A 14278-nucleotide genomic window follows, 5' to 3' on the forward strand; every position below is an offset into this window, starting at 1 on the left:
AAATGGTACAGATACAACCAACGAAAACACTAACTTTGTCAGAATTTCTAAAACTGCCAGAAACAGAACCAGCTAGCGAATATATTAACGGTCAAATTATCCAAAAGCCTATGACACAAGGAAAACATAGCCGGATTCAATGTGAATTAGTCCCCGCCATCAATGTCGCAGTTAAAAATCAGAAAATAGGCTTAGCTTTTCCTGAATTGCGGTGTACTTTTGGCGGCAGATCAATCGTGCCAGATGTCACAGTATTTACTTGGGAAAGAATACCACTTGATGAAAATAGGGATGTTGCGAATGTATTTGAAACTTACCCTGATTGGACAATTGAAATTCTGTCTCCTGGCCAGAGTCAAACTAAAGTAACTGGGAATATTTTACACTGTCTGAAAAACGGCACTAAAATGGGTTGGCCGATCGATCCGATGGTGCGCTCAATCTTAATTTATCCCCCTGGAAAGCAACCGGAACTTTTAGCCAAACCCGAAGAATTGTTGCCAGTTCCAGATTGGGCAGCAGAATTGCGGCTGACGGTAGGAGATTTGTTTGGGTGGTTGAAACTAGGAAGTTAAAATATCAAAAAAATGAAGAAGGAAACCCCCCCTACAAGGGCAAACGCATCTTATTTTTAGAATACTTGCGGGATAAAGGTTTCAGTCATTATTTGAGTTTAGTTGCCAAAAATGGAACCCCTGATAGCGTAAAGCTTTCAGAATTAAGATGCGTTTGCCCTGCCCTACCCCCCAAGGGGGAAAGGAAGAAAGATTAATTATGAAATAATAAATAACAAATTCCCCATGTTAATATCCCTCAGAATAGAAAACTTTGCCTTAATTGACTGCCTGGATCTAGAATTTGGCCCGAATTTGAACGTATTTACAGGGGAAACCGGCGCTGGTAAATCGATTATCCTAGATGCGATCGATGCAGTGTTGGGCGGCAAGGTCGATCGCCGATCGATTCGCACCGGAGCAGCGCGAGCAATATTGGAAGCTACCTTTGAATTGGACAAAGCCGCAGCTTTGTGGCTGGGCGAGCAAGAAATCGAACCCATAGACGGAAATTTAGCCGTTTGCAGCCGGGAAATTAACGCATCGAGCGGTGCTCTACGCACCAGATCCCGCCTGAACGGAATTCTCGTCAACCGCCAGTTAATGGATCAACTGCGCGATCGGCTTGTGGAAATTACCGCCCAAGGCCAAACCGTCCACCTCGGACAAGAAACCCTCCAGCGAGAATGGCTCGATTTATACGGCGGCAAAAAGCTCACTGAAGCGCGATCGATCGTCGCCTCCGCGTGGCTGGCCGCCAACAACGCCAAGACAGCCCTCAAACGCAGGCGTCAGTCGGAACAGCAGCGACTGCAAAGACTTGATTTGTTAGAATACCAAGTCCGAGAACTCGGCGAAGCCCATATCGAAGACGCCGACGAACTCGAACAGCTAGAACACGAATCAATCCGGCTGGGCCACGTCGTCGAATTGCAGCAGCAGAGTTACCAAGTCCACCAAGCCCTGTACCAAAACGACGGCGACAGCCCATCAGCCGCCGACTTGTTGAGCAAAGCCGAAGTAATTTTAAGCGACATGGCGGTTTACGATGTGCAGTTGCAGCCAATCCTAGAAATGGTCAGCGATGCTTTAGCTCAAGCCACAGAAGCCAGCAGGCAAATTAGCAGCTACGGCGAACAATTAGAAGCAGATCCCGAAAGACTCGAAGAAGTAGAAGATCGGATTCGGGAACTCAAACAAATTTGCCGCAAATACGGGCCGCTCAAAGAAGCGATCGCCTACTACCAAAGCATTCAAAACGAACTAAATGAACTTTTAGAAGGAGGCGAGTCAATGGAAGCCTTAGAACTCGCATATCAGACCGCTTTAGAGCAATTAAAAGACGCTTGCAGCCACCTCACCACCCTGCGGCGCGAAGCAGCCCTCAAACTAGAAACGCACCTGGTAGGAGAACTTAAGCCGTTAGCAATGGAAAAAGTGCAATTTCAAGTCGAGATCTCGCCTTCTACCCCAACCGCTAGCGGTGCCGACCAAATCGCCTTTTGTTTCAGCCCCAATCCGGGCGAACCTCTGCAACCCCTAGGCGCGATCGCCTCCGGGGGAGAAATGAGCCGCTTTCTACTTGCCATCAAAGCCTGTTTTTCCCAAATAGAAAGTGCCGGTACGCTGATTTTTGACGAAATCGACGCCGGAGTCTCCGGGAGAGTTGCCGGGGCGATCGCCAAAAAACTCTACCAACTCTCGGACAAACACCAAGTTCTCTGCGTCACCCACCAGCCGCTGATCGCCGCCATGGCTGATTTTCATTTTCGCGTCAACAAACAGACGATCGAAGCAGAACCAAGTATCGAGGAACCCGCAGCCAACTCCGAACCAATCGAACGTACAGTAGTCAGAGTTGCCGCCCTCAACAGCGAGCAGCGGCGGGAAGAACTCGCCCAACTCGCCAGTGGCCGCTCAGCAACAGAAGCAATCGCCTTCGCCGAATCCCTGCTTGTCGAAGCAGCCGGATTGCGCCAAACTCAGTCAGCCCAACCCTGATTGCACCCTCAAGCCGATCGGGGGGTTAAAAGGCGGAGTTTTTTCAGAGTCGGAGGTTACACTAAAAATATCCACCGCAAATTTTACAAAAAAAGCTGAAAACCCCGTTAATTTAGTGGGATGAAAGCTAAGAGCAGCAAAATAGAGAGAAATTCGAGTTAAAAACCACAATTGTGTAGAGAAGGGCACACATCACTAGCAACTGGTAGTGTCACAATTGCAGCTAGTCCCACAAGGCCACCCCTCTTTCAGCAGTCCTCCCGCCAGTACGCATTCCTGTTCCTGCGGGCGATCGGATCTTAGATCGGTAGAACCTACTTAAACCAGGCACGCACAATGTCAAAATCAGTTAATAAACCATTTAAACAAGATTCGCATTCTCTAAAAAGAGTGCACCAAAACTACAGCAGCGTTATCGTCGCACCCACAGTTCACCAGCAAGCCATGCAAACTGAATTTACCTTCCCCTGTCGCCGGAGTTCTGTAAACTGGGAAATACTTTCACACATACTTGAGTTTTGTGCGACAAGTGACTAACTAATGAACTTCCCCGCTATCCTAGCTTAGAGACAAACCCTTACGCTTAAGATTCTGTAAAGGTCTATGAAATCTGCATCTCCCAATGTGTCAGAAGTGGAAAACGAGAGAGAGGGCGCTGTTGTAGGTAAAATTTATCACGAACAGCCTTCTCACTATTCCTCTAACAGTAGTCAACTTGCCAAAAGCCAACCAAGCTTCGCCAGTGTTCTGGCACCCCTAAATAAGCAAAGTTTCACAGTAGTAGTTAAGGAAGTAGAAGAGAAACTTAAGGTTGTCAATCAAACCCTGGGAATGCTCGACAATATCCTTGACCGCCAGGGATTCGATGCCATCCTTAATGAAATGTTGCAGTCGATTACCCTCAAAACAGGGGAATTGCTGAATGCTGCTCGCAGCACGATATTTTTATTAGACGAAGAAAAGAATGAACTCTGGGCGATCGTCGCTAAAGACGAAAATGGCAAAAGTCTAGAACTCCGATTCCCCGCCCATGTGGGCATTGCGGGAGAAGTAGCCACAGAAAAAAAAGTGGTGAACATTCCTTATGATTTTTATAACGACCCTCGCTCGACTAACGCAAAAAAAACTGACAAAGAAACAGGGTATCGCACTTATACAATGCTGGCGATGCCCCTGATCAACGAAGAAACAGGAGAGTTAGTAGCAGTCGTTCAACTGATTAATAAACTCAAGCCCAACCACGAACATTACGGTATTTTAGAGGAACAGATTGACAAGGCAGGATTTACTCAAGAAGACGAACAAGTTTTTCGAGAATTTGCCCCGTCGATTCGCCTAATTCTAGAATCTTCTAAATCATTCTACGCAGCAAGTCAAAAACAACGGGCCGCCACGGCGCTGATCAATGCCGTCACCGCCCTTTCTAAGAGCAGTCTAGACTTAGAAGATACCCTAAAAAGCGTGATGGATCAGGCCCAAGAACTGATGAACGCCGATCGCAGCACCCTGTGGCTGATCGATGAAGATAAAGACGAACTCTGGACGAAAATCCTGATTACAACAGGTCAACTTCAAGAAATTCGCATGCCCAGAACAGCAGGTTTTGCAGGCATCGTCGCCCAATCCGGCGAACCGCTGTTGATTCCCTTTGATGTATACGACGACCCCCGGGCCGAAAATGCAAAAAAAATAGACAAACAAACTGGCTACCGCACTTGCAGTATGCTTTGTATGCCAGTGTTTAACTCAGACCAAAAATTGATTGGCGTCACCCAGTTAGTTAATAAAAAACGACAACAAGGAGAATACCCCCCCTACAACCGGGAAGATTGGCCGCACGCCCCCGATCAGTGGAAAGCGAGTTTCAATCGCAACGACATGGAATTTATGAAGGTGTTTAACATCCAAGCAGGAGTCGCCCTACAAAACGCCAAACTGTTTGCTGAAGTCAAACAGCAAGAACAAAGACAAAAAGATATGCTGCACGCCCTGACTAATGGCGTGATTTCTACAGATAAAAAAGGCAATATAGTAGCGACCAATCCTAGTGCCAAAAAATTATTACTGGGTGACAGCGATACCGAATTAGCCGAAGGTCAATCTTTGCGCGAGTTAATTAAGTTAGAAAAAGGCGATTTTGCCAAATGGTTTGATGCGTCTTTGTCTCCAGAAGACGATAAGGATCGCCAGCAGTATTACCCGGATCAAGTTTTGCTATCCTGCCTAGGAGAACCCCAGAGTATCAATCTCTCGATTAATTCAATGACCGACGCTACCGACCCCAGCAAGGTCAACGGCGCGTTAGTCGTCATGGAAGATATTAGCGAGGCCAAGCAAGTCAAGAACTTGATGTACCGTTACATGACGCCAGAAGTAGCCGAAGCGCTGTTAGCTTCAGGGGATCATGGATTGGGCGGTAAGCGCAAAAACGTTTCGGTGCTGTTCTCAGACATTCGCAGCTATACCACACTTACGGAAAAATTGCAAGCCGAAGAAGTGGTAGTGATGCTCAACAAATATTTTGAAGTGATGGTAGATGTCGTCTTCGAGTACGGAGGGACTCTCGACAAATACATCGGTGACGCTCTGATGGCAGTTTTTGGCTCTCCAGCACCCTTAGAGGATCATGCTTGGTGCGCCATGCAAACGGCAGTGAAGATGCGGGAAAAACTGGCTGAGTTTAATCGAGAGCGTATGGCACATGGGGAATTGCCGATCGGCATCGGTATGGGCGTGCATTCTGATGAAGTTGTCAGCGGCAACATCGGTAGTAGCAAACGCATGGAATTGACTTCGATCGGAGATGGCGTAAACCTCGCCTCTCGCTTGGAAGGCGCTAGCAAGCAGTACGGCACCGACTTGATCATCAGCGACAATACTTACAGAGATTATGCCGATCGGCTGTACGTGCGAGAACTCGACTTTATTACTGTCAAAGGCAAAAGCGAACCCGTAATCGTTTACGAACTCGTCGGCATCCGCGAGGGATACTCACCAGTGGGCAAGTCACTAACCGAAACACAGCAGCAAATGATAGAACATTACACCAGGGGGCGCGAATATTACAAAACTCCAGTTAGCCAAAGACTCTCAGAAAGTGAGGTAAAAAACATCTTAAAGGATGTCGCCGAAATGCCAGAGGCAGAGATTAAGAAACTGTCCTACAATGTAGAGCAACAGTTGGAACACGAACTAAGGAACCTGTTATATCAACTGAAAAAGCTGTCAGAGTACGACCCGAAAAACCTGTCCGAAGCAGACAAACTCATCGTACTGTTGCAGCCAGAAATCCAACTGCTGAAATTGGAAGGCATCAAAAACCTCTCGGAAGATGAAGCCAAAATGCTGCTGCAAGCAAAAATCAAGCCCCTATCAGCAGATGATATTAAATACTTGCAAGAAGGCGAAGTCAAAAAGCTGTTGGAAGCAGACATTTTAGAACCGTCAAATCCCCAAATCAAGCGGCTGAAACCTGCCGAAATCAGGCAGCTATTGCAGGCGAAAATTAAAAGTCGGGCCTGCGAGACAGTTGCAGAAATGTTAGATGAAGAATTTGAAAACCTGGGACTCGATCGGGTGAAAAAACTGCTGAACGAGTTTAAGAAAGCCCTAGAACCAAAAGCCAAGCAAGCCTTTAAAGACGCTGAAAGCGAATTTAACGCCGTTCTGGAAGTTGACCCGAAAAACAAAGCAGCTAAATTGCACGTCGATCGCTGTATGTTATTTCAGCATGGGTTTTCAGATGTACTCAACTGGGATGGTGTGTGGAATCTCACAGAAAAATAGCAGTGGCCCACAGCAAATCCTCGTGGTGGTGCCAGGGTTCGGGGTGGGGGCGATCGCGATCGGGGGTGCGCCTCCCATCTCACCACCAATTAACCTAAATATCCTATTGAAGTAATCGTAAATAAGCTCCAACAGGTATTATGGTTATATAACCGGATTTGAATTTGCAAGCGAGATGGCGGGGTTTCGCCCTAGGTGTTTCCTTCGCACTACCTACCGCAAAAAACTTAGCACTTCTATTATTTGAAGCGCTTAAAAATAGTTAGGACTGGGAGCAGCGTTACCAGGTTTCTGAGAAAAATCTTGGAGAAAGGCGACGAAACATCCGCTCAAAAACCGGGTTTCTCACCCCGCCCGCGTAAGTCTTAATAGCGTTAGCTGCTCCTAAAAAGAGCTGACTTCGCAGATAGTCAATGTTCTAGTCTTAGATATAGAAAACCACTAGCGTCAGTTATGAATAATTGGAATTCGCAATCGGGAGATGTTGAGTGGGTAGATCAGGTTTACCAACTATTGCTGGAGATTGCTCGGAGCTCCCTGTCAGATATCCCCAGAATCCCGGAAAACATCACTGTTAAGGCTATCCCTCTGATCCAGAAGGTACAAAGCATTCAGCAAAGACCTGACGGACAAGTGTTCAAATCCGGTTCCTTTTCAGTAAACGATCACGAATGGGTCGATCGAGTCTGCCAACTATTGGTAGAACTAACCAGCGCGTCTTTGTCGGAACAGCCCAAAATGCCGGAAAACCTGGCAGGCAGATCTTTAGCCCTGGCCGATCGAGCACAAAAAATTAAAGAAGATATCGAAGAAAATGCAGCCCAAACCCCAGCAGATGAAGAGGAGAATTCCTTACAGCCTCCAGACGCGCTGCTTTCCCTCTTGCACCACAGTTTGAAAACTCAGCGCGCCAAAAGCTACAACCCCGATGCCCCCGAATGGCAGCAAGTCTTGAGCCTGCTTGACGTAGTGCAGTCAATTTACAAGCAAATCCAAAATTAAATTCAACCTTAACTCAGGCCGGTCTTTATTATGGTGCGCGATCGCTAGGTCTTAAAGGCAGTTACTCTTTGACAAAAAATGTTTTTTGCTGTAGCGCGAACCTTTCCGATTATTGCACTTTTGTCAACTACACTAGGTTTAATCGGTTCTAGGGCAAGAGAACATGAGCGGAGAAAACATCGGCGATTTGTCAAAAGAAATATTAGCCGATCGCTATCAGTGCGATCGGCGCCTCGGCAAGCAAGCAGGACGGCAAACTTTACTCGCCCGCGACTTAAAAACCCAACAGCAAGTAGTAGTCAAACTCCTCTCATTCAGCAGCGACTTTAACTGGGAAGACTTAAAACTTTTTGAGCGAGAAGTCGAAACCTTAAAATCCCTATCCCATCCGGCAATTCCCCGATATCTCGACTCCTTTGAAATCGACACGCCCAAGCGCAAAGGATTCGCCCTAGTTCAGAGTTACATCGAAGCCAAATCCCTACAAGAATATCTTTCAGACGGCCGCACCTTCAGCGAAAGCGAAGTCAAACAATTAGCCACAGCATTATTAGACATCCTCGCCTACCTGCACCAGCGACAGCCCCCAGTGATTCACCGCGACATTAAACCCAGCAATATTTTACTTAAAAATCGATCGGGTAACAGCGTCGGGGAAGTCTACCTCGTAGATTTCGGTGCAGTTCAAACCCTAGCCACGCAACAGGGAAAAACAGTCACAGTTGTCGGAACTTACGGCTATATGCCGCCGGAACAATTTGGCGGGAGGGCGGTTCCCGCTTCCGACTTGTACGGGTTGGGAGCAACATTAATCGCCTTAATTACCAAGCAGCATCCAGCCGACTTGCCGCAGAAAGATTTGCAGATCGAATTCGAGCAATTCACTCAACTCAGTCCCGGTTTTACCAATTGGCTCAAGTGGATGACACATCCCAGTTTAGATCGCCGTCCCGCTTCAGTCCAAATAGCAACAGAAGTTCTAGAAAAACCACAGGAAATACATAAATATTCCCAAACATTGAGAATGGGGAAAATTGTGAGTAGCGGCAGGTTGTTCGCAACTGCGATTTGGCACAGCACTGGGACAGGAGCTATAGCTGTAGGAATTTGTGCAGCATTTTACGCTACCTTTCTGTTGCCCATTCTGGGGACAGTTGCGGGAGGAATCCTCGGCTTTTTTCTCGGCGCAATGCTGGGTTTGGAGAACGGAATTATCATCTCACTTGTGACTATCGCGTGGTTTTTTCCCCTAACTAATCCCCAGCTTCACCGACAGGTTTTAACTGGGATAGGTATGGCAATCTGTACTTTTACAAGCATCCTCTTTATGAAGACGCTCGGTTTGGAGTCTCTTTTTTTTGACCCTTGGGACGATACGTTTAGTTATGTACCCTCATTGACTGATTATATTTTTGTAGTTGTGGCACCATCGCTCATTGCAGGGCTGTCAATGGGTATAGGTAGCAAGTCTTTTGCCCGGTGGTATCAAAAAGAAAGTGGACTTTAATTTAAATTAATAGAAAAAACATGAGTGGCAAAATATTAGCAGAACGCTACGAAATGCAGCGGCAACTGGGAAAAAAAACTGGTCGCCAAACACTGCTAGCTCGCGATTTGGAAACTCAAGAATTAGTTGTCATCAAACAGCTCTTCCTCGGTAGCGATTTTGAATGGCAAGACATCAAGCTATTTGAACGGGAAGCGGAAACTTTAAAAACACTTTCTCACCCAGCAATTCCCCGCTACCTCGATTACCTGGAAATAGACGAACCAGACAATAAAGGATTTGCCTTGGTACAGACTTATGTAGGGGGAAAAACTTTAGAAGAGCATTTGCTATCCGGCCGTAACTTTAGCGAAAGCGAGGTAAAAGAATTAGCTAAATCGCTGTTAGAAATTTTGATTTATTTGCACGAGCGCAATCCCCCTGTCATCCACCGCGATATTAAACCCAGCAATATTTTACTGCACAACAGATCCGGTCACACTATTGGACAAGTTTATTTAGTTGATTTCGGTTCGGTGCAGAACCAAGCTGCAAAATTTGGCGGTACGATTACAGTAGTTGGAACTTACGGATATATGGCGCCGGAACAATTTGGCGGGCGCTCCGTTCCCGCTTCGGATTTGTACGGTTTGGGTGCGACTTTAATTTATTTGGTAACGGGTTTGCATCCCACCGAACTGTCGCAGCAGGATTTAAAAATTCTATTTGCCGATCGAGCCACGTACCTCAATCCTAATTTAATTGATTGGCTGGAGTGGATGACCGAACCGAGTTTGGAAAAACGGTTATCTTCGGCTGGGGAAGCATCGAAGTTGCTCGCAAGTCCCCGCGAGATATCCAAAAGTATTATGTCCGTGCAGCCGCGAGGCAGCGATATTAAATTAACAAAAAATTCGGGGTTGATAGAGATTGTAATTCCGCCGCATGGATTCGCTTTTGATTGGGTTTCCATACTTTCGGGTGCGGTTGCTGCGAGTATCGCATTGTGGACTAATTATTACCAAAGTCCGATAAATCCATTGATTTTGAGGATGATATCAGGCAGTTTTTTACTGGCGGCTGGAGTAATGTCGCTCTTTGCAATATTTCGGGAATTACATCTGGTAATTGATCGCCAACAAATATCCTATAGCAGCCATCTGCTGGGGCTGAGATGGAATCATTTCCAGCCAGCTCCCAAGCAGGATATTTGTCAGTTGGAAATTGAAGAATTTGAAGACACTAGGGGTGACACCAAACAAAAATTTGACCGTGGTTCTCAGTTGATTATTCAAGCCGGCAACCAAAAATATCGACTAGGAGTGAAGCAGGGACTAAGTGAAGCAGAAATCGAGTGGTTAGCGACAGAACTAAGCCAGTGGTTGGGATTGAAAATTCAAATAACTTTGAGAGAGGGTAAAAAGAAGAAATGGTTCTGAAAATATCTCCCTCGCCCTCTCAAACCATAGCCCCCTCAAACTGCGAGATGGGCGTCGGGCCTTTCCGGTGTATTTGCCACGCAGGCGGGACACCCCACAAACATCATCTTCAAATTGTGCAACCCCGATCGCCCCCGTCCGCTTTCGGTCAATCTCATGCAACCGTCGGCCCCGATCGCCCGTAAAATGCTATCAAAGGGATTTGGCAAGTAGCACTCATCCCAATCATCTGTTAACTTGGAGATATTGTTGTGGACTTATCGCTAATTCCGGCACAGCCGAAACCAGGACTGCTCAACGTCCTCATCGAAATTACCGCCGGTAGCAAAAACAAGTACGAATTTGATAAAGACTTGCAAGCCTTTGCTCTCGATCGGGTGCTTTCTTCCTCAGTCCAATATCCGTGCGACTACGGCTTCATACCCAATACCTTAGCCGATGATGGCGACCCCCTCGACGGCATGGTAATGATGGATGAGCCCACATTTCCAGGGTGCATAATCGCAGCCCGTCCGATCGGAATGCTAGAAATGATCGACGGAGGCGACAGGGACGAAAAACTGTTGTGCGTTCCCGACAAAGACCCCCGCTACGCTCACTATAAGTCCCTCAAAGACGTAGCCCCCCACCGCTTGGACGAAATAGCCGAATTTTTTAGAACCTACAAAAATTTGGAGAAAAAAGTCACCGAAATTCTGGGTTGGCAAGATGTCGATCAAGTAATGCCCTTAGTCGAAAAGTGCATCGCAGCCGATCGCAAATAAGCCCCTAACCCGCACTCCTCGACTACAACCCGACTAAAAACTCAGGAGGCCGAACTTAAGGCGACCGCTGCACGTCTAGGGATGCAGTCGAGGAACGGGTAGCTAGAAGGTCAAATCAGTCGTGAATGCCGAGTCACCGGAACGGCATTCCTCAAAACCCCACCCCGGCCCCAATCTTGAAAAAAATACTACTCCTAGAGTAAGATTAAGCGCAAATTATACGCCAGGGGAATGCGTTCTACGTTTGAGGAAATTTTACCCTAACACTTAGATAGATCGGCGCTATCTTAATCTCAGAACACAGAACACGCCGGGCAGCCCGCAGGATGCAAAAAATAATCTCTCAAGCGTGACATCTCCTACACGAATCGGTAAGGTTGAGAATTCTAACAGCCCAAGTGTTCGGCACTCGGATGGTTTGCTGATAAAGCGCTTGACTATAGTACAGATTGCTAAAAACTAAACACTAAACACTAAAAACTAAGATTTCAACTCCCAAGTTCCTGCCGCCAAAACTAAAAAAAATGCCAGATTCCGCACCCTCTCTACCTAATTCACAGCCTTCCGATCGCAAAGCCACAATGGAAAATAGTCCTTTGACCGAGTTTGTCGTTCAGTTTTGGGGCGTGCGGGGCAGCATAGCCACCCCCGGCACTAAAACACTTCGCTACGGAGGTAACACCTCCTGTGTAGAAATGCGCTTGGGTAAAAAACGCCTGATCTTTGACGGCGGTACGGGCCTGCGAGTTCTCGGCCTCAACCTGCTGCGGCAAATGCCAGTGGAAGCCCATATGTTTTTTAGTCATACTCACTGGGATCATATTCAAGGGTTTCCGTTCTTTACTCCCGCCTTTATCCCAGGGAACTGCTTTCACATTTACGGTGCGATCGCCCCCAACGGCACTACCATCAAACACCGTCTTGCCGACCAAATGCTGCACCCCAATTTTCCCGTTCCCATCCAGGTAATGCAGTCAGACCTCAAATTCAACGATTTGACGCCTGGGGATATTCTCGAACTCGACGATGTGAAAATAGAAACGGCATTGCTCAACCATCCCAACACTGCGATCGGATATCGAGTCACCTGGGAGGGACACACGGCCGTGTACTGCACCGACACCGAACATTTTCCCGATCGCCTAGACGACAATGTGGTACACCTAGCTCGCAACGCCGACGTGCTGATTTATGACGCCAACTACACCAACGAAGAGTATTACAACTTCAAAACCCCGAAAGTCGGCTGGGGACACTCGACTTGGCAAGCAGGAGTAGAAGTAGCGAAAGCTGCTGGAGTCAAAAAAATCGTGATGTTTCACCACGATCCGGGTCACGACGACAATTTTCTCGATCGTACAGAAGCAGAGGTGCAGGCAGTTTTCGCCAATAGCTGCTTAGCCCGCGAAGGCATGAGCATACCAGTGATTTAACCAAAAATAAATTCAGAATTATGAAACAGGAAAAACCCCGCAAACGTCGCAGAGTAGGCTTGCGGGGGCTTTACTCAACGTTGCTAGTATTGATAATAATTTGTTGTACCTGCGGCGGATGGGTTGCAGCTCAGACTGCCTATTCTGACACTCCCGCACGACTGGCTCAGGTTTCTTCGATCGATGATACTGGTACAGTCGATCGCATCCCCGAACGCTACCAACTGGGACAGCAACTGTACCTAGAAAACTGCGCCACCTGTCACATTGCTTTACCGCCCCAAGTATTACCTACAGAAACTTGGCGCAGATTGCTGCAAGATTCCCAACACTACGGACAAACCATCAAACTGCTAGTAGACCCGCCCCGCATCTTAGTGTGGAACTACCTGCAAACTTTTTCTCGTCCCCAAGCCAAAGACGAAGAACTCGCCTACCGAGTCGCCAGTTCTCGCTATTTCAAAGCACTGCACCCCAAAGTCAAACTGCCACAACCCGCAAATATCAGCAGTTGCGTTACTTGTCACCCCGGCGCGTCTCAATACAATTTCCGCAAGCTTACCGCCGAGTGGCAAAACTCTCCGTAACGAAGATTAAATTCGTAATTATATCTGAGTGCGAGGGAGACGCTCGCACTAACCAAAAAAGGGCGATCGCATTCTGAACTAGAAACTTATCCAAAGTGTGGGTGCGCTCTTTCAATTCATGCTTACTGGGCATCGCACCTTACAAATAACCTCTCGCTTTACCCTCATCAATAACTCTGGTGGCTCAGGGTTAAGTTGGGCGACTGCCGATAACGTCTGTTGAAAAACCCACCAAACTTGCTAGTGGGTTCCAAGCGAGTGGTTAGCTGCAGCTTGAGTAGCATAGAAGTAAAAAATCTGTGCCTTTAACTACTTTTTGAGCAATTGTTATGATATCTTAACTTTACCGGAGGCTAGTTCCGACAATTTAAGAAGTCTGGTTATCAAGTAACCTAATTTATGATTGACAGTAAAAAAATTCGACTGAAATGGGAAAGTTATTGGTTTAAAACCTTTGGGAGATGGCGCTCGTGTGCATTGACCTGCCCAGTAGACAGACCTCATCCTCGGCATATTGTTTGGAGTTGGATTGGCAGTTTTTTGGCAATTACTGCAACGTCCTATCTTGCTGTAAAAACTAATTCTCCTTTACTAATGGCTCCGTTTGGCGCTACAAGCGTTCTCATCTTTGGTGTCCCTGACAGCCCTTTGGCTCAACCCCGGAATGTCATTGGGGGCAATTTCTTAGCTGCTCTCACCAGTTTAATGATTCTGCATTTTCTCGGTTCTTCTCCCTGGGCGATGGGAATGGCTGTTTCTAGTGCGATCGGAATTATGCAGATTACCAGAACTCTACATCCGCCTTCGGGAGCAGTTGCCTTAGTTGTCATGATGACCAAACCAGACTGGAAATTTTTGCTAACACCTGCTTTTGAGGGCTCAATAATCTTGGTCTTGTGCGCCGTCATCTTTAATAATTTAGCGGCAGAAAGGACCTATCCCCAGCACTGGTTATAGCATTATCTCTAATTCTCTCATCCTTCCCTCGGGAGCACTACCCAAAATCGGGATGCTCCCTCAATTCTGACTTCCATCGGACTTCTTTTTTCCATCCGTTACATCCCGGTGGCGTGCTTGGTTGCCGAACTTCCTTGTGCTAGATCAATCAAAAAAAACGGACGGATCGGGGAAAGGTCGAGATCCCTTTTGAACCCACATTCCGCAGATGTGGGTGGAATTTTTTTATCAGTTGTGAAAAGTTGGAACCCCAAAGTTTTTCCGTTTAA

The 14278-nt window shown here is 47.0% G+C and carries 11 protein-coding genes; all 11 read left to right on the forward strand.

Annotated elements, in window-relative coordinates:
• Window positions 1-2 precede the first annotated feature (2 nt).
• The 11 genes from QUA53_RS21125 to QUA53_RS21175 all read left to right on the forward strand — a co-directional run bounded on the left by QUA53_RS21125 (window position 3) and on the right by QUA53_RS21175 (window position 14009).
• Window positions 3-575 carry a Uma2 family endonuclease gene (locus QUA53_RS21125; RefSeq protein WP_333099616.1) on the forward strand — a complete coding sequence of 191 codons (573 nt, stop codon included), beginning with the start codon at window positions 3-5 and terminating at the stop codon, window positions 573-575.
• A 225-nt stretch (window positions 576-800) separates the two neighbouring features.
• Window positions 801-2555 carry a DNA repair protein RecN gene (gene recN, locus QUA53_RS21130; RefSeq protein WP_333099615.1) on the forward strand — a complete coding sequence of 585 codons (1755 nt, stop codon included), beginning with the start codon at window positions 801-803 and terminating at the stop codon, window positions 2553-2555.
• A 603-nt stretch (window positions 2556-3158) separates the two neighbouring features.
• The gene (locus QUA53_RS21135) at window positions 3159-6341 is read left to right on the forward strand and encodes a GAF domain-containing protein (RefSeq protein WP_333099614.1); all 3183 of its coding nucleotides are present in this window, start codon (window positions 3159-3161) and stop codon (window positions 6339-6341) included.
• A 453-nt stretch (window positions 6342-6794) separates the two neighbouring features.
• Window positions 6795-7343: an inorganic pyrophosphatase gene (locus QUA53_RS21140; RefSeq protein ID WP_333099613.1), complete on the forward strand. Its 549-nt coding sequence runs from the start codon at window positions 6795-6797 to the stop codon at window positions 7341-7343.
• A gap of 163 nt (window positions 7344-7506) precedes the next feature.
• On the forward strand, window positions 7507-8850 hold the full coding sequence (locus QUA53_RS21145) for a serine/threonine-protein kinase (RefSeq protein ID WP_333099612.1): 1344 nt from the start codon (window positions 7507-7509) through the stop codon (window positions 8848-8850).
• Window positions 8851-8870: 20 nt separating this feature from the next.
• Window positions 8871-10268 carry a serine/threonine-protein kinase gene (locus QUA53_RS21150; protein WP_333099611.1) on the forward strand — a complete coding sequence of 466 codons (1398 nt, stop codon included), beginning with the start codon at window positions 8871-8873 and terminating at the stop codon, window positions 10266-10268.
• Window positions 10259-10453: a hypothetical protein gene (locus QUA53_RS21155; RefSeq protein ID WP_333099610.1), complete on the forward strand. Its 195-nt coding sequence runs from the start codon at window positions 10259-10261 to the stop codon at window positions 10451-10453. The genes QUA53_RS21150 and QUA53_RS21155 overlap by 10 nt, the downstream gene beginning before the upstream one ends.
• Window positions 10454-10519: 66 nt before the next feature.
• Window positions 10520-11032: an inorganic diphosphatase gene (locus QUA53_RS21160; RefSeq protein WP_006634582.1), complete on the forward strand. Its 513-nt coding sequence runs from the start codon at window positions 10520-10522 to the stop codon at window positions 11030-11032.
• Between the two features lie 524 nt (window positions 11033-11556).
• Window positions 11557-12465 (forward strand): MBL fold metallo-hydrolase, encoded by a 909-nt coding sequence (locus QUA53_RS21165; protein WP_333099609.1) that lies wholly within the window; start codon window positions 11557-11559, stop codon window positions 12463-12465.
• A gap of 20 nt (window positions 12466-12485) precedes the next feature.
• Window positions 12486-13052, forward strand: a complete 567-nt coding sequence (locus QUA53_RS21170; protein ID WP_333099608.1) for a diheme cytochrome C — start codon at window positions 12486-12488, stop codon at window positions 13050-13052.
• Between the two features lie 399 nt (window positions 13053-13451).
• Complete coding sequence (locus tag QUA53_RS21175; RefSeq protein WP_333099607.1) at window positions 13452-14009, forward strand: HPP family protein; 558 nt, start codon at window positions 13452-13454, stop codon at window positions 14007-14009.
• Window positions 14010-14278 lie beyond the last annotated feature (269 nt).

The sequence above is a fragment of the Microcoleus sp. Pol12B3 genome (genome assembly GCF_036701355.1).
Taxonomy (GTDB): Bacteria; Cyanobacteriota; Cyanobacteriia; order Cyanobacteriales; family Microcoleaceae; genus Microcoleus.

Excerpts from the sequence above, each read along its gene's own strand:
- recN (WP_333099615.1), top strand. The coding sequence starts at position 801 with ATGTTAATATCCCTCAGAATAGAAAACTTTGCCTTAATTGACTGCCTG.
- QUA53_RS21165 (WP_333099609.1), top strand. The coding sequence starts at position 11,557 with ATGCCAGATTCCGCACCCTCTCTACCTAATTCACAGCCTTCCGATCGC.
- QUA53_RS21150 (WP_333099611.1), top strand. The coding sequence starts at position 8,871 with ATGAGTGGCAAAATATTAGCAGAACGCTACGAAATGCAGCGGCAACTG.
- QUA53_RS21140 (WP_333099613.1), top strand. The coding sequence starts at position 6,795 with ATGAATAATTGGAATTCGCAATCGGGAGATGTTGAGTGGGTAGATCAG.
- QUA53_RS21155 (WP_333099610.1), top strand. The coding sequence starts at position 10,259 with ATGGTTCTGAAAATATCTCCCTCGCCCTCTCAAACCATAGCCCCCTCA.
- QUA53_RS21145 (WP_333099612.1), top strand. The coding sequence starts at position 7,507 with ATGAGCGGAGAAAACATCGGCGATTTGTCAAAAGAAATATTAGCCGAT.
- QUA53_RS21175 (WP_333099607.1), top strand. The coding sequence starts at position 13,452 with ATGATTGACAGTAAAAAAATTCGACTGAAATGGGAAAGTTATTGGTTT.
- QUA53_RS21135 (WP_333099614.1), top strand. The coding sequence starts at position 3,159 with ATGAAATCTGCATCTCCCAATGTGTCAGAAGTGGAAAACGAGAGAGAG.
- QUA53_RS21125 (WP_333099616.1), top strand. The coding sequence starts at position 3 with ATGGTACAGATACAACCAACGAAAACACTAACTTTGTCAGAATTTCTA.
- QUA53_RS21170 (WP_333099608.1), top strand. The coding sequence starts at position 12,486 with ATGAAACAGGAAAAACCCCGCAAACGTCGCAGAGTAGGCTTGCGGGGG.